Source organism: Salinivibrio sp. KP-1 (assembly GCF_000968645.1).
In the GTDB taxonomy this organism is placed as follows: Bacteria; Pseudomonadota; Gammaproteobacteria; order Enterobacterales; family Vibrionaceae; genus Salinivibrio; species Salinivibrio siamensis.
Map to the genome: position 1 here is coordinate 127,016 of NZ_LAQR01000041.1, position 19,733 is coordinate 146,748.

At 49.4% G+C, this 19,733-nt stretch carries 16 protein-coding genes; 9 read left to right on the plus strand and 7 right to left on the minus strand.

The features are described 5' to 3' along the window. Positions 1–7: 7 nt before the first annotated feature. Positions 8–1,675 carry an energy-dependent translational throttle protein EttA gene (ettA, locus tag WN56_RS11570; protein ID WP_046075148.1) on the minus strand — a complete coding sequence of 556 codons (1,668 nt, stop codon included), beginning with the start codon at positions 1,673–1,675 and terminating at the stop codon, positions 8–10. Positions 1,676–1,900: 225 nt separating this feature from the next. Here ettA and sltY point away from each other — a divergent pair, with 225 nt between their 5' ends. The 3 genes from sltY to WN56_RS11585 all read left to right on the plus strand — a co-directional run bounded on the left by sltY (position 1,901) and on the right by WN56_RS11585 (position 5,042). Beyond that, complete coding sequence (sltY, locus tag WN56_RS11575; RefSeq protein ID WP_046075149.1) at positions 1,901–3,907, plus strand: murein transglycosylase; 2,007 nt, start codon at positions 1,901–1,903, stop codon at positions 3,905–3,907. A 41-nt stretch (positions 3,908–3,948) separates the two neighbouring features. After that, the gene (gene trpR, locus WN56_RS11580; RefSeq protein WP_046075150.1) at positions 3,949–4,269 is read left to right on the plus strand and encodes a trp operon repressor; all 321 of its coding nucleotides are present in this window, start codon (positions 3,949–3,951) and stop codon (positions 4,267–4,269) included. Positions 4,270–4,397: 128 nt separating this feature from the next. After that, positions 4,398–5,042, plus strand: a complete 645-nt coding sequence (locus WN56_RS11585; RefSeq protein ID WP_046075151.1) for a hypothetical protein — start codon at positions 4,398–4,400, stop codon at positions 5,040–5,042. Between the two features lie 40 nt (positions 5,043–5,082). Here WN56_RS11585 and yjjX read toward each other — a convergent pair whose 3' ends face one another. Both yjjX and WN56_RS11595 read right to left on the minus strand, forming a co-directional pair. Beyond that, positions 5,083–5,598 (minus strand): inosine/xanthosine triphosphatase, encoded by a 516-nt coding sequence (gene yjjX, locus WN56_RS11590; protein WP_046075152.1) that lies wholly within the window; start codon positions 5,596–5,598, stop codon positions 5,083–5,085. Further along, positions 5,546–6,442, minus strand: a complete 897-nt coding sequence (locus WN56_RS11595) for a sterol desaturase family protein (RefSeq protein WP_046075153.1) — start codon at positions 6,440–6,442, stop codon at positions 5,546–5,548. Before WN56_RS11595 ends, yjjX begins: the two co-directional genes overlap by 53 nt. Positions 6,443–6,608: 166 nt before the next feature. On the opposite strand from WN56_RS11595, the gene eutB reads away from it, so the two are divergent. From eutB to WN56_RS11625, 5 genes are all read left to right on the plus strand, one after another. Further along, positions 6,609–7,589, plus strand: a complete 981-nt coding sequence (gene eutB, locus WN56_RS11600; protein WP_046075154.1) for a hydroxyectoine utilization dehydratase EutB — start codon at positions 6,609–6,611, stop codon at positions 7,587–7,589. 38 nt (positions 7,590–7,627) lie between these two features. After that, positions 7,628–8,587, plus strand: coding sequence for a cyclodeaminase (locus WN56_RS11605; RefSeq protein WP_046075155.1), 960 nt, complete (start codon positions 7,628–7,630; stop codon positions 8,585–8,587). 254 nt (positions 8,588–8,841) lie between these two features. After that, entirely contained in the window at positions 8,842–10,749 is a 1,908-nt protein-coding gene (locus WN56_RS11610) for a S8 family serine peptidase (protein ID WP_197075751.1), read from the plus strand. 13 nt (positions 10,750–10,762) lie between these two features. Next, a complete protein-coding gene (locus WN56_RS11615; RefSeq protein WP_046075156.1) occupies positions 10,763–11,167 on the plus strand; it encodes a hypothetical protein in 405 nt (134 codons plus the stop codon). 248 nt (positions 11,168–11,415) lie between these two features. After that, positions 11,416–12,660, plus strand: a complete 1,245-nt coding sequence (locus tag WN56_RS11625) for a dicarboxylate/amino acid:cation symporter (protein WP_046075158.1) — start codon at positions 11,416–11,418, stop codon at positions 12,658–12,660. 44 nt (positions 12,661–12,704) lie between these two features. Here WN56_RS11625 and dgt read toward each other — a convergent pair whose 3' ends face one another. From dgt to WN56_RS11640, 3 genes are all read right to left on the minus strand, one after another. Then, complete coding sequence (dgt, locus tag WN56_RS11630) at positions 12,705–14,153, minus strand: dGTPase (protein ID WP_197075752.1); 1,449 nt, start codon at positions 14,151–14,153, stop codon at positions 12,705–12,707. A gap of 94 nt (positions 14,154–14,247) precedes the next feature. Continuing rightward, positions 14,248–15,642 carry an alpha-amylase family protein gene (locus tag WN56_RS11635; RefSeq protein WP_046075159.1) on the minus strand — a complete coding sequence of 465 codons (1,395 nt, stop codon included), beginning with the start codon at positions 15,640–15,642 and terminating at the stop codon, positions 14,248–14,250. A 208-nt stretch (positions 15,643–15,850) separates the two neighbouring features. Further along, entirely contained in the window at positions 15,851–16,756 is a 906-nt protein-coding gene (locus WN56_RS11640; protein ID WP_046075160.1) for a hypothetical protein, read from the minus strand. 682 nt (positions 16,757–17,438) lie between these two features. Between WN56_RS11640 and WN56_RS11645 the strand changes: the two genes are divergently transcribed. Beyond that, positions 17,439–18,392: a LysR family transcriptional regulator gene (locus tag WN56_RS11645; protein WP_046075161.1), complete on the plus strand. Its 954-nt coding sequence runs from the start codon at positions 17,439–17,441 to the stop codon at positions 18,390–18,392. 28 nt (positions 18,393–18,420) lie between these two features. Here WN56_RS11645 and WN56_RS11650 read toward each other — a convergent pair whose 3' ends face one another. Then, positions 18,421–19,401 carry an MDR family oxidoreductase gene (locus WN56_RS11650; RefSeq protein ID WP_046075162.1) on the minus strand — a complete coding sequence of 327 codons (981 nt, stop codon included), beginning with the start codon at positions 19,399–19,401 and terminating at the stop codon, positions 18,421–18,423. Positions 19,402–19,733 lie beyond the last annotated feature (332 nt).

Genomic DNA, 19,733 nt, shown 5'->3' on the forward strand with positions numbered 1-19,733 from the left:
TGCGGCGTTACTTGGCAACGCGCTTGTATTTGATGCGGTGTGGCTCAGCCGCTTGTGCGCCCAGCGTTTTCTTCAACCAATCGGTGTATTCGGCAAAGTTACCTTCGAAGAAATTCACTTGGCCTTCATCACGATAGTCCAGAATGTGGGTGGCGATACGGTCAAGGAACCAGCGGTCGTGCGAGATAACCATCGCGCAGCCTGGGAACTCGAGCAGAGCTTCTTCCAAGGCGCGTAGGGTTTCAACGTCCAGATCGTTGGTTGGCTCATCGAGCAGCAGTACGTTTCCGCCTGCTTTCAATAGCTTGGCCAGGTGGACGCGGTTGCGTTCACCGCCGGACAAATCGCCGATACGTTTTTGTTGATCGCTTCCTTTGAAGTTAAAGCGAGAGACATAAGCACGCGCAGGCAACTCAAAGTTATTGATGCGAATAATATCGGCACCTTCCGAGATCTCATCGTAAACGGTTTTGTTGTCGTCCATACTGTCACGGAACTGATCCACCGAGGCCAATTGCACGGTGTCACCGACCTCTACTGTACCCGCATCCGGTGTTTCGGTACCACTGAGCATTTTGAACAGTGTTGATTTACCCGCACCATTGGGGCCAACGATACCGACGATAGCGCCTTTCGGAACGCTAAAAGACAGATCGTCAATCAAGACGCGATCACCAAACGACTTGGTTAGGTTGTTAACTTCAATGACTTTATCACCAAGGCGTGGGCCGGGTGGGATAAATAGTTCATTGGTCTCGTTACGGCGTTGGTAATCGGAGGTGTTAAGCTCTTCAAAGCGTGCCATACGCGCTTTTGATTTGGCTTGACGGCCTTTCGGGTTTTGACGTACCCACTCAAGCTCTTTCTCAATGGTTTTCTGGCGGGCTTTTTCTTGTGAGGCTTCTTGCTTCAAGCGGACATCTTTTTGCTCAAGCCACGATGAGTAGTTGCCTTCCCAAGGGATGCCTTCACCACGGTCTAGCTCAAGGATCCAACCAGCAGCGTTATCGAGGAAGTAGCGATCGTGCGTAATCGCCACAACCGTGCCGGTATAGTCGACCAAGAAACGCTCTAGCCATGCCACTGATTCGGCATCCAAGTGGTTGGTTGGCTCGTCGAGTAGCAGCATATCGGGCTTCTCGAGTAGCAAACGACAAATCGCCACACGGCGGCGCTCGCCCCCAGACAGGTTTTTGATTTGTGCATCCCACTCGGGCAGACGCAGGGCATCGGCCGCACGCTCTAACGCATTATCAAGGTTATGGCCATCTTTGGCTTGTATCAGTGCTTCAAGCTCACCTTGCTCTTGCGCCAAGGCGTCGAAGTCGGCGTCAGGATCGGCATAGGACGCATAGACTGCGTCGAGACGCGTCAATGCATCCTTCACATCCGAGACCGCTTCTTCAACGGTTTCACGCACGGTTTTGTCTTCGTCTAGCGCAGGCTCTTGCGGGAGGTAGCCAATTTTAATGCCTGGTTGCACACGGGCTTCACCCTCAATCTCGGTATCGATACCGGCCATGATGCGCAATAGACTCGATTTACCGGCCCCGTTGAGGCCTAGCACCCCAATTTTGGCGCCTGGGAAGAAACACAAAGAAATATCTTTAAGAATTTGGCGCTTAGGTGGCACGATCTTGCTCACCCGCGACATGGTATATACGTACTCAGCCATTTCTGCTCACGCTAATTGTTGTGGTGTAAAAGACGCTATTCTAACGTTAACTTTGCCAAGTTTAACAGTGATTGTCATATTCGCTGGGTAATATAGCCCATGGGCGGCAAACCATTTGCCACAGCGCGAGGGAATTTGCTGATGGGATTGTTGTCTATTCGTTGTCACACAGTTTGGATGTGACACATTCGTCACGGTGTTAATTGATTAGGAGCGACCTTTAACATGGAACGATTCATCGCTTTGTCCGGGCCTTTGCGCAATGCATCTTACGCAGCGCGTCGTGGTGTCCGTGCCTTCTCCCGTTCACTGCTACCAGGACTTATTCTAGGGGCCGCTTTTTCTCCTTCTCTCACGCTGGCGTCGGCCAGTCCAGACAGTGGGCAAATGACGCCTGCACAACGTCAATATGAGGCGGCCATTGATGCGATTGAGCGTGGTGAATTACGTCAATTTCGCCGCCTCAAAGCCAAGTTGCGCGATTATCCACTTTATCCATATTTAGATTATCGTGATTTTACTCGCAACCTTGCAGAAAAGTCGCATGACTCGGTGACCAACTTTATTCAGCGTTACACCACCATGCCGTTTGCTAATAGTTTGCGCGCCGATTACCTCTCACTATTAGCAGATCGAAAAGATTGGGCAACCTTGGTCGCTTTCCAACCCGATGTGCCAAGGGGAGAGCGTTATCAATGTCAGTATTACTATGCTCACAGCCAAGCTGGTAACCGAGCGTTGGCGCGCAGTGGTGCCAAGTCTCTGTACTTATCCGGCCAATCGGTCGACAGTGCATGTGACCCCTTGTTTGATTACCTCTCCGAGCAAAAGCAACTCACTGGTGACTTAATCTTGCAGCGGATGTTGCTGACCTTTGAAGGGCGCAATCGCAGTTTAATGCGTTACCTACAAGGACAACTTCCCGACACCCATCAAGCGACGGGAAAGCAAATCATTGATCTTTACGACAAGCCTGATCAAGTTGCTGACTTTTCCAAGCGAAGCAAAGTGACCCCCTTTAACCAAACGCTTACTCGTCTCGCGTTTGAGCGATTGGCACGCAAAGACGAAGCACAAGCCATTCGTCATTTCCGCCGTACCGTAGAAGGGCAACATTACGATAAGGATGAACGACAAGCCATTGCCGATTATCTTATTGGCCAATTGATGAATGACGATGAGCCTGCATTAGCTGCGTGGCGCGATCGTATGCTGAGACAAAGCGACGATGATGGTCTGCTCGAGCGACGGTTTCGCTTGGCGCTGGTGGAGGGTGATTGGCACGTATTGAATCAATGGCTTTCACTGCTCAGTGATGAGGCGAAACAGTCATTAAAATGGCGATATTGGCAGGCGCGAATTCAATTAGAGCTTGGCGACAGTCACGCGGCGAACCAGGCGTTTGAAACCATGTTGGGTGAGCGTAATTTTTACAGTGTGGCTGCCGCTCAGCACCTGGAAAAGCCGATTCATATCCCTTCGCGTACCGCCGTGTTGAAAGAGGCGGGACTGATGCCTGTCAATGATGTGCTGGCGCGAGTCGATGAGCTGATTGCGCTTGATAAAATCTACGCGGCTAAGCGCGAGTGGTATTATGTGTTGCAGCGCGCCAGTGATGAGCAAATTGCGCTACTGGCCGCCTATGCCAATAAACAGCATTGGTATCATCTCGCGGTACAAGCCACCATCGCTGGAAAAATGTGGGATCACTTGTCGTTGCGTTTTCCGCTTGCCCATCAGTGGTGGTTTGAATTTTTCAGTCGCGAGCGCGGGGTGGATAAAACCACATTGATGGCGCTATCACGCCAAGAAAGCGCTTTTTTCACTCGTGCGGTCTCTCACGTGGGTGCAAGAGGATTAATGCAATTGATGCCGCGTACGGCACGTGAAACCTCTCGTCGATTAGGGTTTGATTATCAAGGGCCGGCCAGTCTTAGCGATCCTGGCGTGAATATTCGCTTGGGCAGTGGCTACTTGAAAATGATGCTTGATCGCTTCGATAGCAATCGCGTTCTCGCTTTTGCGGCATACAATGCCGGACCACATCGAGTGAGTCGTTGGCTGGCACGTTCGAAAGGGCACATGGATGCCATTGCCTTTATCGAGTCGATCCCGTTTTATGAAACGCGCCATTATGTGCAGAACGTGTTGATGTTCGATATTTACTATCGCCAACTTTTAGGTGAGCCCGTGCAATTTTTGCGAGCCCACGAGTTGGCACAGCGTTATTAATGTTACAATCGCGACCATCACGTAAAGAGCGAGAGGAACCCATGTCGCAATCGCCTGCATTTTCTGGTTGGCAAGATGTTATCGCGCTAGTGCGCCGTGCTGGACAAGATGATAATGATGATGCCTTGTTGACAGCGTTACTGACCCCCGATGAGCGAGATACCTTGGTGGCCCGGATTAATATCTTGCATGAGTTGTTAGAAGGGAGAATGAGTCAGCGCCAATTGAGTCAATTGCTAGGCGTGGGGATCGCGACCGTGACACGCGGCTCTAATGAGTTAAAGCGGATGGATGACGAAACCAAAAACTGGCTGGCTGATTTATTGAAACGTGAAGCTGAACAGTCCACCTCATCGACCTAATCAACAAAGCCTTAAATAGACAAACAACGGCGCCACAGGGCGCCGTTGTTTGATAGTGAGACGCATGTACTTGTAATTCATGAGTGAGTTTGAATAATTGGGCATCCAACTAACACATGGAGAGTCAGATGAAAAAAACACTCGTTGTTGCTGGTATGTGCGCAGCACTTGCTGGTTGTGGTGGCGTAAATAACGCTTTACTTGAGAAAAACAAGTCAGTTGAGTATTACCGAATCTTCGATATCAAAACAGATTCTGATCGTTATACTGTCGCTGAAGCCGCAAGCGATGGGCTGGGTAAAAATGTTAATAGCGCAACAGAAGCAACCCCTATTCCTAATTTTTCAGAGCCGCCAGAGAAGCCTGGGCGTTTCACTCTAACCAATCCTTTTCAGGGGTCTCAACTTGCTGCTTTGGCGGGAGCTACAGGCTCTGTGGGTATGAAAGTTGCCACTTGCGATGGTGCCGTTTGGACCGCTAAAGCTGTTAGAGATATTTCAGGACAGTCGAATCTGAATCTTACAGCTTGTTTGTGGCAATATCAGGATGGATATCATTTGGACACATACGCCACGTTCAATAAGAAAGAAGGTGGTTTGATGCAAATTAGCCGTGATATGGCAAGTGCCATGGTCGGTACGCCCGAAGAGTGGACAGAAAAAACAATTCTCGATATTGCTAAGCAAATTAAAGAAGAGACAGGTGCAAAGATAACCTATTTGGAAGGTTATCCTAAAATGGCAGATACGCCTTGGGTCGACGAGCTAGACTAATGTTCTGAAACGGCGCCACAGGGCGCCGTTGTTATTGGTGTTAGCGATACAAGTGTGGGTGCATAAACGGAATCAGCGCCATGATTAGCGCTTGATGGTAAACGCTTGAACGTGTAAGCCGATGCCCGGTGAGCATGCCAATGGCGCCCCCTTTTTGTTTTACATTTTCAGTGGCAAACATTCTGTCCATCACATCGCCAAGCTCTTCGCCTTGATGGAGAGCGTCTAACGCCTCTTGCGGCAGAGGCAGTGAGGCTGAGCACGCCTCGCCTTGCGTTGTCCCATCATCTATCACCATCCAAGCAAAGGTATGTTGGCCGTCTAAGCCGGCTTCTACTCCGACGTAAAAGTCTCCGTCATACTCCGCTTTGGCGTGACGAACGCGGTTACAGGCACCGGCATAGGTCTCTTGCGCGGTCATTGGTTGCTCTGCGACACCACTGGCAACGGAAACGCCCGTGAAGGTGAAAAGGGTATCGGGAAAAGCGTCACGAAAGGCGGCTTCAACGGCGGATAGTTTCGCGGGATTTTTGGATGTGACGATCACCTGGTTCATGCGCCCAGTGCTCCTTTTTATTCTGATAGGCGCGCTGCAGTATACGCCAACGGAGAGGTAAACGCAGCATTCCCCAAACACGACTAGCGTCCGTCGCTTGGCCGACTTCGTTTAGACCAATTCGCATGCCTTGATGCCCTTTACGTGGCTGTGGCACATAGCTATTAAACCAGCGATCCCAGCACGATAAATTAAAGCCGTAGTTAGCGTTACACTCATGAAACCGGGTGGAGTGATGCACGCGGTGCATATCTGGCGTGACGATAACGCGACGCAGCCAAGCGTCTAGACGCTTGGGGAGGCGCACATTACTGTGATTGAACATTGCCATCCCGCTGAGTAGCGTTTCAAACACGATCACGGCGACAACAGGTGCACCCAGTAGCGCGACTAACACACACTTAATGGCCATCGACAGCCAAATTTCCACCGTGTGGAATCGCGCGCCTGTCGTGACATCAATGTCCATATCGGCATGATGGACTAGGTGCAGCCGCCACAACCATGGTATCTGGTGGAAGAGTTTGTGTTGGTACCAAATCGCCATATCCATCACGACTAATGTGACGAAAACCGCGACCCATTCAGGGAGCGAAAACTGATTAAAAATACCAAAACCAGAGGCGGCGGCAAGACTGGCCGCGCCCACCGCAGAAACCGGGGCGAGTACACGTAGCGTGAGAGTATTAAATACAGTCAGTAAGATATTACCGGACCAGCGTTCTCGCCGCGTCCGAGTCAGTTTGCGTTTTGGCCAGCGCCACTCGGCGACAAGCATCACCGCAAGGACGGCAACGAAAAGGCTGAGTCTAAAACCGGCTTCGTGCGCTTCAATCCAATTCATAAATACTCCTTATCCGCTTGTAGTTTACGCGATAAGTACGTGTAACGTTTCATTTAACGGCGAAAATAGTGGGTTGGATCCTCAGCGATTGGGCAACTAATCTGTTTACTAACCGTGCTGTATTTCTCCGCGCTAACTGACCAAGCAACGCGAACGAGGAGGGAGTGTGTCACCGAGCTTGCATGATATATACCTTGCCCGCCAAGCGATACAAGCCGTGGCGGCGCGCACACCGCTTGTTTATTCCCCGATGCTGTCTCAGCGTTATCATGCCCAAATCTGGCTTAAGCTCGAAACAAGCCAGCCGACGGGCGCGTTTAAGTTACGAGGCGCGACCTATGCATTGAGTCGGTTGCCCAAGGCGCTGCGTGAGCGTGGTGTGATCACCTGCTCGACAGGCAACCATGGCCGTGCACTTGCCTATGCGGCCAAGCAGCTTGGGATCCCGGCGACCGTATGTCTCTCTTCGTTGGTGCCTGACAATAAAGTGGACGCTGTTAAAGCAATGGGCGCGCGAGTGTGGGTAGTGGGTCGCTCGCAGGATGAAGCCGAACAAGCCGCGCTTGAGGCCGTTTCGCGTGATGGTTTGTGCTATATCCCTCCCTTTGACCATCCCGATATTATTGCCGGCCAAGGGACCATTGGGCTTGAGATCCTCGAAGATGCGCCAGATGTTGATGTGATTGCTGCGGGCTTGTCGGGGGGCGGCATGGTGGGAGGAATTGGCTTAGCGGCGCGTACCATCGCCCCACATATCGACCTGATTGGCATTTCCATTCGAGACGGGGCCGCAATGCATGAAAGCATCATAGCGGGGAAGCCAGTAGCTGTGCCTGAATCTGAATCGTTGGCAGATAGCCTCGGGGGAGGCATTGGCCTTAATAACCAATATACCTTTGCCCTGGTGCCCCAAGTGATGACGCAACATTATCAAGTGGATGAAGCGTATATCGCCCGTGCGATGATCGATATGTGGCAGTGCGAAAATAGGTGGGTAGAAGGTGCCGCGGTAGTGGGATTGGCCGCTGCGCGTCAACACCAGTTAGATTGGCAGGACAAGAAAGTGGTGATCGTGGTCAGTGGAAACAATGTGTCAACCGACACCCTAGCAGCGGTCACAGCATTAAGTGAGCAGGTTTGTCCTTAGCTCGTCGTTGAATCTTGATGGGTGTCAAAGGAGCCCGTATGCAGTTATATCACCGTCAGCAAATCGAATCTGTCGCCACGTTTAATCGGCACAGTCTCAGCGTGATTGAAAATGCGTTCAGTGCTTTAGGGCGTGGCGAGGTAACTATGCCACCAGTGTTAAGCATGGCCATTCACGAGCACAACGGCGAAGTTGATGTGAAAACCGCTCACATTCAAGGTGCTGAGCGGTTTGCGATTAAAGTCAGTCCCGGCTTTTTCGACAATCCGTCGATAGGTTTGCCGAGCCTCAATGGTTTAATGGTGGTTTTCTCGGCGTCCACCGGTGTAGTGGACGCCGTGCTGTTTGATGAAGGGTATCTCACGGATGTACGCACGGCACTCGCGGGGGCGTTAAGTGCCAAGTATTGCGCGCGTGATAATGCCAAAACGGTCACTGTATTGGGCGCGGGCACGCAAGCAAGGTTGCAAGTGGCCGCGCTGAAACTGGTTAGAGAAATAGACACGGTTCATGTTTGGGCGCGAGACAGTGCACAAGCAAAGCGGTATCAAGCGGAGGTTGAAACTCTGCTGGGGGTGCGAGTGATCCCCCACCAAGATGTGGCGCAGGCTTGTCAACAGGCCGATATTATTGTTACCACGACGCCGGCTAAACAGCCGATTTTGCATTGGCAAGATATTCCTCAGGGTGCCCATGTCACGGCAATGGGCTCGGATAGCGCAGAGAAGCGCGAGCTTGATCCTCATATTTTACACAATGCGGATTGGGTGCTGGTGGATAGACGTGCTCAGTCGGAGGTGCTGGGTGAGCTTAAAGGGCTGGCACTGTCACGATGTGTGGAAGAATTAGGAAACACAGTGGCATCGGCGCGTCCCATTGCGCGCAGTGATGCGGCGATCACCGTGTGTGATTTAACAGGGACAGGGGTACAGGATACCGCGATTGCAAATTATGTGGTCAGTGAATTGTGTAAGACAGAGGGGGGACCCAGTGATTGATGCTGTCTTATAAAACAAAAAGGTATAACTTATTACATAATAAGTGTTTTCCACTTCACATTCCTTGCATGCCTATGTAACAAAGAGGTTAATTTTTGCAGGTTTTGTTCAACTAATTAGATCTTATGCTCTAATAATTAGGCATAAGATCACGTTTCTTGTAATAGCCTGTTTCTATTGAGGTTGTTTCTTTTTACTAATGATGGGTCTCTCAGAATTGAGACACGTCTAGTTAGTGTAAAAAGGAATGATAAATGCACAAACACAGCTCTCTTGCGCTGATTATCGGCGCACTATTTCATACCTCAGGGGTATGGGCGATGGCCCAAGTGCCAGATCCTGTCGATCCTCCTACCGATCCAGACCCACAAGCTTGTGTCTCACTGGTTGGCAATAATAGCATCGATGGCAGCCGCACCAGTGAAGAGCGTTGCTTGCCCGGTGACGATCCCTTTACGGCCGAACAATGGCATTTGCTTAACCGTGGTCAAAATGCCTTTGCTCGCGAAGGAGGCCAACCTGGCAATGACCTCAACGTATGGTTAGCCCATCGTCAAGAAGTGCTTGGACAAAACGTTAACGTCGCCGTCGTCGATGATGGGTTAGAAATTGCGCATCCCGATCTGGCCGCTAACGTCCGCGCTGGAAAGTCCTATGACTTTGTAGAGCGTGATGATGATCCTACACCGGAGGGGTGGAGCAGTCGCAATACTGCCCATGGTACGTCGGTCGCGGGGATTATCGCGGCGGTTCGTGATAATGGTATTGGTGGGATGGGGGTTGCACCGCTTGCCAACCTGCAAGGCTATAACTATCTCGAATACCAAAGCCAGAATGCGTGGGAAATCAGCCATGGTCGCGAAGGCTATTCGGATGATGTCCGCGTATTCAACCAAAGCTATGGCGGCTCTGGTATCCGCAGTTATCCTTACAGTGATGATCCGATGAGCTATGATGGCCGTCAAAACGCCCAGTACAAAAAAATGAGCACGGAAGCCTTTGGCGGACTTGGCGCAGTTTTCATCAAATCAGCGGGAAATGGTTATAAGCGTACCTCATTTAATCGTGAGCGCTTCCGTCCAGCGGACGATAACCATGGGTTACCGTGGCAAAACAGCAACCAATCATCCAGCAATGCGAATTACTGGAACGTGACGGTGAGTGCGTTGAATGCCGATGGTGAGCGTTCATCCTATTCCTCAGTAGGCAGCAGCGTCTTCTTGACCGCGCCGGGTGGCGAGTATGGGACCGATAAACCGGCGCATATCACCACAGATTTGACCGGTTGTACCATGGGCTATAACCGCGACGATCGTATTCCTTATGAGTCACACGATCTACACGGTGGGACAGAGATAGACAACACCTGTGATTTCAACAGTGTGATGAATGGTACGTCTTCTGCAGCGCCAAATACCTCAGGGGCATTTGCGTTGATGATGTCAGCCTATCCAAATCTGTCGCAGCGCGATATTCGCCACTTATTGGCGACAACCGCGACACGCGTGGATGCAGACGATGCCGATGTTCTTTTAACCTATCAAACGGCACTTGGTGGCGAGCGCACGGTGACTGGCCTAGAAGGTTGGAAGCAAAATGCCGCGGGGCGCTGGTATAGCCCAACCTATGGATTTGGTTTGATTGATGTTAATGCGGCACTCGAAGCCGCGAAGACATATCAGCCACTTCCTGCACAAGTGTTCACCGATTGGGCGTGGTCATATCACAACCAAGAGGGTGATACCGGGTTAGCGATTGCGGATGCCGGGTCGGTGGCGACAGCAGACAGTGTGCAAGTCGCTGATAACCTCACTATCGAGGCGGTACAAGTGCGGACTTCGATCGAACACAGCCGTATGTCTGATCTGCTCATCGAGTTAGAGTCACCCGCAGGGACTCGGAGTGTATTGATGTCTCCACGCAATAGCATGCTATCGAATACGCTAGATAGCACCTACCCAGAAGGCTTTACTGACCACTTGATGCTCAGCCATAAGTTCAATGGTGAAGTATCGCAAGGGCAATGGACACTCTACGTCACAGATACAGACGGCAAGACGCGTCAATACAGCCTAGGGGGTGAGGTGAAGTCGATGGCGAATAACAGCGTGAATGGTAAATTGACGCAATGGTCACTGCGTGTCATTGGTCACCGTGGTTAATAGGAGACGAAGTATGAAAAAATTAATGATAGCCCTCGCCGTCATGGGTATCAGCCTTGGTGTAAGCGCAGGCACGGTACAGCTAAATGGCAAAGATTATGTGGTCGTCGAAACCGACAGCAACGCGCGTAATATGAGTGGCGAGCAAATGGGTGTCATGGTCGGCGATAAAGTCGCTGTATCGGCACAAAGCACACCATTAACGGTCACTGGCTCGATTTTGGTCAAAGTCAGTGAGGCAAGCGCCAGCCAGCTCGCACAAAAATACGGCCTCGACTTTGTCAGTTACCTTGATGGCGTGGCGTTGCTGGAAGCGACCCCAGGCACCAATGTTGCTGAGTTAGAAAAAGCGTTGAACCAAGAGTTAGAGACCCCTGTTAACCTTGAGCTCAATCCGCAAAATCAGCGTCCCCAATAAGCAAAAATAGTGCTTATCAACAAGCCCGTCTTTTTAGGCGGGCTTTTTATCATTGTCTGTCCCCATTTTGTAGCGAAAAGTGTGGCCAAACTTTCCAACCAACCATTTTGTTACTAGATATTCCAGATTGTTCATAATTTTTACATGAGCCCAGTCTGACAGCTTGGTATGCTTTATCGCTTCTTGGCGCCAAAAAAATAGACAAATCATCATTATGCAGCTGCAATGCTGCCAGTAGGGAAAAGACAATGTGGAAAACCCTTAGACATTCTTTGCCATTGCAAATTGCGGTGGCGGCCGCACTAGCTTGGCTGGTGGGCACGGTATTCGGCCCCATTGAGAACGCGGAACAGACCACTTGGTATCCGTTGCTTATGCTTGCCAAGGTCAGTTATATCGGTCTACTCAAAGCCGTGGTCGGCGTGATGGTATTGCTCTCGTTACTGGAAGGGATCAGTAATATTGGCAATGTGGTTCGCCTTAAGCGCTTAGGTGGTGCAACACTTTTGTTTTACGGTTTTACCACCACCATTGCGATCACCATTGGTCTTGGCGCAGCGCTGATGATGCCCGAATGGCAACCGCTCACCAATGCACCGCCTGTGGATGAGAGCATTAGCTTTATCAACCAAGAGGCCGCGGGTGCCGGAGCCATTGCCACCAAACTTATCAATATGGCGTTGGTGAACCCGTTTGCCGCGGTGACTCAGGGTAACCTTTTGGCAATTGTAGTGTTCACCATTTTGTTCGGCATTTCGCTGATTGTCGCACTGCCAGAGTCGCACCCATTATTCGAGACCATTCGTGGGCTGAATAAAGGCATTAACACTATGGTGGCAGGGATTATCAAGCTGGCGCCGTTTGCGGTGTTTGCAATTGTTTTCCAATTCTCCCATCAAGGGGATAACGATCTATTTGGCCAGTTATTCAGTTTCGCCGCCCTGGTGTTTGGACTCACGATGATCCATGCGGTGATCGTGTTGCCGACTATTGCACGTTTTGCCGGTGGTATTGGCTTTGTGAGTCTGTTTCGCGCCATTTCTGCACCGCTGGCGATGGCGTTTGCCACTTCATCCAGTGCTGCGACACTGCCCGTTTCGATGCAGGCTGCCAAAGAAGAGCTTAAGGTTACCCCGTCGACCGCGAGCATGGTCTTGCCGTTGGGCGCGGTGATGAACATGGATGGCACTGCGTTGTTTGAAGGCATTGCTGCAGTGTTCTTGGCACAACTGTTCGGGATTGATCTGTCAACGACCGGCATTGTGATGATCTTCATTATGGCGATGGTTTCGTCGGTAGGCGCGCCGGGCATGCCGTCAGGCTCGATGTCGGGTATGCAGTTGGTGTTGCTGGCAGCGGGTATTCCACTGGAAGCCATTGCTATTTTGCTGATCATTGAGCGCCCACTCGACACCTTCCGTACTGCGGTTAATGTGCAAGGCGATTTGATTGGTGCCACGGTGATTGATAAGTGGCAAAAGCGCTTTGGCTAATAGCCTCATCGCAAAAAACCGCTCCCAACCACGGAGCGGTTTTTTTATCCCTCTTCAATCACATGAAAGGCGCGGTATTCGTCGAACGCGTATTGGTCCGTCATACCGCTGATATAGTCAATCAACAGGCGAGTACGAAAATAGAACTCGCGTGCGGTAGAAGAAGGGATCTGCTCCGCCAGTGCCTGTTTTTGTACTGCGTCGCGATAGGCTTTTTTATGTTTTTCAGGCAGTTTTTTAAATAGCCGCTGGGTGTATATCGACGCCTGTGGCTTGACCGGCTCGCCATTGACTAAGGCTGTAAACATCTCACTGGGCAAGGTGAGGAGTGGACGATAGATGCTCATCAAGCCATGGATGACGCGGTAGCCTTGTAGCTCGCGGCGTTCCACTTCAGGGTGACAAAAGGCATGCGCTTTGGCGACGTTTTTAAACGTCTGTACAAGTAAATGATTGACGCTGTTATCTTCAATTAGAGCGTGATTAAAGGTGCCATCAATAACAGCGGGTAAATGGTCGATAAAGCGTTGGGCGGCATGGCGAGGCAAGCGTTTATTGACCTCCACACGCAAGAAGACAAAAAACTGACTGTCACTACCGTGGCTGCGCTTTTCCGCATTCTCTAACATGGTTGCCATGGTGTTGGCGTCATGCCCTTCACTGGCTTGGGTAAGCTTAACAAAGGTTGCCTTTAGGGCCGCTTTCAAATCCGCGAGAGTCAGTACACCTTTTTCAACGGCGTCTTCTAAATCGGCAATACCATAAGAAATATCGTCGGCCGCTTCCATGATGTAACTGACTGGAGCTCGACAGCCGGGCGAGATGGCGAGCGTTTCTTGTAAATCGCCGATGTACGCTTGTTCACTGAGAAAATAGCCGACCTTCTTTTTCAGGTAAGCGCGCGCGTCGTCATTCGCAGGTTTCGGCTCGCTACCACACCGAGTGTATTTAAGAATGCCGGAGACTTGCGAATAGGTGAGGTTCAGCTGTTGTAAGGTATGGATCAGCCGTATGCCTTGTGCGTTGCCTTCAAAATGACAGAGATCGCGCTGTACCTCTTCAGGCAGTTCGTCATTAAAATGTTGACGGTAGATAGACGGGACCTGCTCACTGAGCCAATCACTGAGCGCTTGTTCGCCAAAGTGTCCAAACGGTGGGTTACCTATGTCGTGCATGAGGCAAGCCATCTCGACCAAGGTCTCCAAGCAGCGGTCGAGCGGGGGAGCGAGTTGCGAGGCAGACAGTTTGTCGGCAATCAGTTGACTGATATAGCGCCCGACTTGCTGGACCTCTAAAGAGTGGGTGAGACGGCTGCGCACGGCGGCATTGCGTTCAAGAGGGAAAACTTGGGTTTTTTGTTGCAAACGGCGCACGGCAGCAGAGTTAATGATCCGTCCACGATCGCTTTCAAACTGCTTCATCAAATCGCCGTTTGTTTGCGTTCTAAAAGGCCGATCTGGACGGATTTTTTGCTCAAAATTCACAGTCATCATGACACTCAGCTTGTCCACTTTTTAAGATAGAGTGCGGCGGATTTCACTGACTGTCAATCCGCCGCTTGGCATAGCAAGACGGCGGCGACATAGATTAATGCATATACATCTGCGCCGAGCGAGCAGGAATGGTGATGGTGTGATAATCCGATGAGACGGTGGTGGTCGCATCACTTAACACATCATAATAAGGGCGATACCAGTTAAGTGGGTATTCGCGTGTATTGATGGTGTAAGATTGAGGCTCTCCACACTTATTGATCGCCACAATACCGGCTTGGTCGCGCTTAAATAACAGCAGACATTGGGTGCTGCCAATTACCGTCATTGGCTCACCGTGCATTGCATTATGAAAGCGGAGCATGGCCTTCATGGCAGGCTGCTTCCACACGCCTTGCCACCGGCCGTTATCTTTGTCTTCGCCTGCAGAAAGCTCATCACTATAGATCAGAGGACTCCCTCCGTCTTTGCCAAGAATATAGGCATAGGCGAGCGCTTCATCAGTGGGGTCCATGATTTGGTAGCGAAAGCCATCGTTAGTCGGTATGTCGTGGGTAATGGTAAAGGTGATCGCGCGGTGTTTATCCAGCGCTTGACCAACATTTTCAGGATGATGCAACTGAGTGAGGCTACCTTGGAACGAAAACGCGCGACGGATTTGCGAGAATAAAGGAAAGTCATAAGCGCTATGGGTGGTTTGTTGTAAATAAGGTAAAAGAAACGCCTCATAGCTTTGATCGCCGGCCCCACCGCTGGTGATCACCTCGCCAAAAATATGCATGCCTTCACGAATCGCATCAGTAAAGACCTGATTGATGTGATACATGCTCATATGTTTGACTGCATCGACCCGAAAACCTTTCACGCCCATGGCTTTTAGTGCCGATAGATACGTACGCTGTTGTTCAACCACCCACTGATTCGGGTCTAAATCGGGTAAGCCTGCATCTCCCTCTCCACCACACAAACGCCAATATTGCACATGGCCTGGGTCATGCCACTGAGTGATACAGCCTTCTGGATGAAAGTCCGTGCTGGAAAACAAATGCTGCGAGAGCTGCCCAAAAAGTGTTTGCTGCTCGAACGCTTCTTGGTTCTGCGCATAGTGTTCTAGGACCTGTGCGCTGGGGTAATTAAGATCGTCACGTAATCCGCTTTCATTCGCCATGTGGTTGAGAACCACATCAGCATAAACAGCCACACCATGCTGGTCGAGGGCAGTGATCATGGCTTGAAAGTCTTGTTTATTTCCGAGAGGAGAGTCGATAACACGCAGATCTTGAGGTTGATAGCGTGCCCACCACGCTGTGCCGGACGACTTCATAGCTGGTGCAACTAACACCTTTTTGTAGCCAGCCTCAGCAATGTGTTCCGCTCTTGCTTCTACAAGCTGATACGGCCAATTAAAAGCATGTAAAATGGCTTTCGCGTTGGTGTTTAAGGATACAAAGAAAAAAAGAGGAATTAACGCATAGTGTATTATTTTCATTATAAGCACCTTAGTTATTGGATGTGCTTATAATGTATTGACTATTTTGTTTTTAGGCGCGAGATAAAAACTGAGTCTAGAAGAAAAATCACATTCGGTAGGGGAGAAAAAATCGATAGTTTGACTGACTTATCAAATGTGGTGTTGGTAGAGGAGAAAAGAAGCACTGCAGGCAAAAGGCAGTGAATTTGCCTGCAGTGTATAGCGTTTACTTGATGGTGAAGCCTAAATAAGCTTGGAACTCATTATTATCGAAGATATCTTTGTCTTTTTCATTTCCTTGGGCATCTTTGAATTCCCAGTTAAATGCTTCATAGGAAACACCTGCATGCCAAGAGAAATGTTCATTTACCGCTTTTTTAAATTCTAATTCAGGCTGGATATGCGCATAGGCCAATGTTGTATCTGAGTCTGGCGTATGATAGGCCTCAACATAGTTCTCGATATTAAACATGAAGCCAGCAGGAAGTGGTAGCGAGTAAGTTAGATAGTTTTCGGTACCAATCTGATAGTCGTACTCTTCCTCCTCTGTGTCGTAGTAATCGAAGTTATACCAAGCGAGTTCGAGGTTCCAGTGTTCAGACAGAGCGCCGGATAGGTAAAAGTTAGTTTCGACGCCACTTTTGTTTTTCAAGCTATCATCATTAGCGTTACCAAGCTGTGCCCATAATTCGATACCGAATGAAAAATCTTTTCCACCCAGAGTGACATCTTTACTAAAGTAAGGTGCAATAATATATTGTTTAGTATCTGAAGAGTCGGACTCATCACTGGCTTTCCATGATGCGTCGTAGCGGAATAAATAATACATGGTTGCATCAAAACTGCCGACACTTCCTGCACCTTGTGCTAAGCCAAATTGGGTATCCCAACCTTCTTTTCTTGCTTCACCTTCATTTTTAATGAAGTCTTTGTCGACATCAAAAAGAAAGCTGTAATCGTCGCTGAGTTTATAAGACCCTTTACCAATAGTGACTTCGGTTTTAGTGAGGCCTTTTTCATAATCATTAATCTTGACTTCACTAGTCAGTGAACCGAGCTCTCCAGCAAAACTGGTGGCACTGGTAAGCGTGATTGCAGCGGCAACCGCTGTTTTTTGGATAGTATTACTCACTTTAAAGTATCCCTTCTTTAAAAAAACATCTGAGTACTGTCGCGTTTTAATTATTCCTCGTGCACGCATTACGCCATTGAACGCAACGATACACGTATCGGCTTTTTATCCGATAAATAACACTTAGCGACAGTCTATTCCTTGACGTTCGCTTATGTATTAGCGATGTAAGCGTCATCCACTTGTGTCGAGTGAATGTGGATTTATGCTAGCAATGCGTCAGTAACATGACAACGGTGTTAATAATGAGTTAAGTGTCAATTAGTATTTTTACTCTATTTTTTCTGCTGGAAGTCGCACCAATCACCATTCAGGTTTTGTTCAGCTCGAATAAATGACCAATATAAGGGATAAAAAAAGTACTACCCTCTATGTGATTGAATTTTTAGTAATCGATTACTCGATAAGTGCTCTTTTTAGTAGTGATAAGCATCGTTTGTGAATTTTTATTCATTTATAGCAGTAAAGAGAGTAGACGGGTCTCTTTATGGTTAGGAGTTATATAAAAATGGAAAGCATAATTATCCAGGGATTAATCAGGCCATAGTGGAAGCAGGCTGAAGAGTAAGATGATAATTTTGTGTACTCTCCGAGCGTTTGTTAACCCAACGCATACCAAGAGGGTGTGTTTTGTGGTGTATTGGAGCGACTATTCATATTGGATTGTCATGTAAGTGTGGCTATGGAAGTAGAAGAGATCTATCGGCGAGACTTAAACCTGCTGGTTGCACTGCGCATTTTAGTCGAGGAGCGTAGTGTGAGTCGTGCGGCAATGCGCTTAAACTTGAGCCAATCGGCAATGAGTCGCGTGTTAGGACGGTTGCGTGATTTGTTAGCTGACCCATTGTTTAGTCGTCAGGGGCAGTCGCTTATCCCGACAGAAAAAGCGTTGTCAGTCAATCGTGCTCTGGATGAACCGCTCGCATCGTTACAGCAAATGTTAGCACCGAGTGATTTTAACCCCGGCACGTGTGATCATACCTTTACCATCGCGACAACTGACTATGCGATGCAAACAATCTTGCCATTTGCGCTGCCGCGTATCTATCAGGAAGCCCCTCAAGTGGCATTTGATTTTCAACCGTTGCAGAACGAACAGTTAAAAGAGCAATTGACATACGGCCGAGCGGATTTGGCTATTTGTCGGCCGAGTAACCCGCTTGATACCCTTCATCATGAGACGCTTGGGCGGGTTGGGGTACAATGCTTGGTCTCACAGCAGCATCCACTGGCAGGAAAGTCCATGACGCTGGATGACTATTTGCGATTCCCCCATGCGATGATTGCCATCAGTGATGGGGTGAAAGCACTGATTGAAAGCGCGCTAGCTGATAAACCGAAACGAAGAATGGTGCTCCGAGCTTACCACTTAGAGGCAGCACTCGCGATTATCGACACGATGCCTTTAATTATTACTGTGCCAGCTGATCTGGCTTATCTCGTCGCGGAGCGTCATCAACTGGTGGTAAAGTCGCTACCATTTCATTTTACCCCCTTTGACTACTCGATGATTTGGCATCCACGCTGTGAGTATTCACCTGAACATGAGTGGCTACGAAGTGTGGTGAAAGAGGAGTGCGGGAAGTTGATAGCGAAGCGAGTCGAAGACATACAGTTAGACCAAGTAAGGCTCTAATGAGCCTTACTTGCGAGTACTCAGACTATTAAAGCTTTATCACAGTGCGACCAGAGATTTGTCCTCTGATAATTTTTTCTGCAAATTCAGGAGCCTCTCTTAAATTGATCTCATGGCACGCTTGCTCAAAGTAGCTCCCAGGCAAGTGGTTTGCCAATGCTTGCCACGCGGCGATGCGCTTTTTTCTTGGGCAGCTGACGGAGTCAATGCCTTGTAGGCGTACATTACGAAGAATGAACGGCATGACGCTGGTAGGAAGGTCAAACCCACCGGCTAAGCCACAGGCAGCCACAGTACCGCCATATTTGACTTGGCTGAGTGTTTTAGCCAAGACTTTGCTGCCTACGGTATCAATAGCGCCTGCCCAGCATTGCTTTTCTAATGGTTTTGCCGGTGTTTCCATCGTACTGCGTTCAATAATCTCTGAGGCGCCTAATGCTGTGAGGAACGGTTGGTTCTCGTCAGCTCGGCCTGTGACTGCGCCGACTTGGTAGCCGAGTTGAGCTAATAAGGTGATCGCGACCGATCCCACACCACCACTGGCTCCTGTAACCAATATCGGTCCATCTTCTGGTTTGATATTGGCATCGAGTAAGGCCTGAACACAGAGCATGGCGGTTAAGCCAGCGGTACCTACCATCATGGCTTGCTTAGGTGTCAGTGCATCGGGCAAAGGAACAAGCCAATCGGCTTTTAAACGCGCTTTTTGAGCCATTCCGCCCCAATGGGTTTCACCGACCCCCCATCCTGTCAGAACGACATGGTCGCCTTCTTGGTAGCGGCTGTCTTCAGAGTGGATTACCTGACCAGCAAGATCAATGCCTGGTATCATAGGAAATTCGCGAACAATTTTCCCTTTGCCAGTGATAGCCAAGCCATCTTTATAGTTAAGGGATGAATAATCGACAGCAACGAGTACGTCACCATCAGGGAGTTGAGACTCATCAAGTTGCTCGAGAGATGGAAGGGTTTGCTTGTTTTCTTGCTTAAGAACGAGCGCATTAAACATATCAGTCTCCTAGACGATAGCAATGGTGGAATGGCTCTCAGTCTAACGCTGACACATCTATGAACTAAATGAAACTTAAGCATTGCCTGTATGCGTTTTAGTCATGGCTTGCTCGCTTGAGAGTAACGATGTGCTACTTTCCCAGCTTGTATCACAGGTATGTAGCTCACTGGCATACAATGTGGCGACCCAGGGCGAGATTGCGAACGCTTTTTGACCTGCTCTTTGCTTCATTGTGTGCTGTTATTGTGGGGGTTAAACAGATATTAGATGCAACCCCTCCGTATAAAAGCTGGTTGGATTCAGTATCGATGCATATTTGGTTATTTGAT

What these genes read in the sequence shown, in the direction of transcription:
- sltY (WP_046075149.1), top strand. Translation starts at nt 1,901, where the DNA reads ATGGAACGATTCATCGCTTTGTCCGGGCCTTTGCGCAATGCATCTTAC.
- WN56_RS11645 (WP_046075161.1), top strand. Translation starts at nt 17,439, where the DNA reads ATGGAAGTAGAAGAGATCTATCGGCGAGACTTAAACCTGCTGGTTGCA.
- WN56_RS11605 (WP_046075155.1), top strand. Translation starts at nt 7,628, where the DNA reads ATGCAGTTATATCACCGTCAGCAAATCGAATCTGTCGCCACGTTTAAT.
- WN56_RS11625 (WP_046075158.1), top strand. Translation starts at nt 11,416, where the DNA reads ATGTGGAAAACCCTTAGACATTCTTTGCCATTGCAAATTGCGGTGGCG.
- yjjX (WP_046075152.1), bottom strand. Translation starts at nt 5,598, where the DNA reads ATGAACCAGGTGATCGTCACATCCAAAAATCCCGCGAAACTATCCGCC.
- ettA (WP_046075148.1), bottom strand. Translation starts at nt 1,675, where the DNA reads ATGGCTGAGTACGTATATACCATGTCGCGGGTGAGCAAGATCGTGCCA.
- WN56_RS11595 (WP_046075153.1), bottom strand. Translation starts at nt 6,442, where the DNA reads ATGAATTGGATTGAAGCGCACGAAGCCGGTTTTAGACTCAGCCTTTTC.
- dgt (WP_197075752.1), bottom strand. Translation starts at nt 14,153, where the DNA reads ATGATGACTGTGAATTTTGAGCAAAAAATCCGTCCAGATCGGCCTTTT.
- WN56_RS11585 (WP_046075151.1), top strand. Translation starts at nt 4,398, where the DNA reads ATGAAAAAAACACTCGTTGTTGCTGGTATGTGCGCAGCACTTGCTGGT.
- WN56_RS11615 (WP_046075156.1), top strand. Translation starts at nt 10,763, where the DNA reads ATGAAAAAATTAATGATAGCCCTCGCCGTCATGGGTATCAGCCTTGGT.
- WN56_RS11610 (WP_197075751.1), top strand. Translation starts at nt 8,842, where the DNA reads ATGCACAAACACAGCTCTCTTGCGCTGATTATCGGCGCACTATTTCAT.
- WN56_RS11650 (WP_046075162.1), bottom strand. Translation starts at nt 19,401, where the DNA reads ATGTTTAATGCGCTCGTTCTTAAGCAAGAAAACAAGCAAACCCTTCCA.
- trpR (WP_046075150.1), top strand. Translation starts at nt 3,949, where the DNA reads ATGTCGCAATCGCCTGCATTTTCTGGTTGGCAAGATGTTATCGCGCTA.
- WN56_RS11635 (WP_046075159.1), bottom strand. Translation starts at nt 15,642, where the DNA reads ATGAAAATAATACACTATGCGTTAATTCCTCTTTTTTTCTTTGTATCC.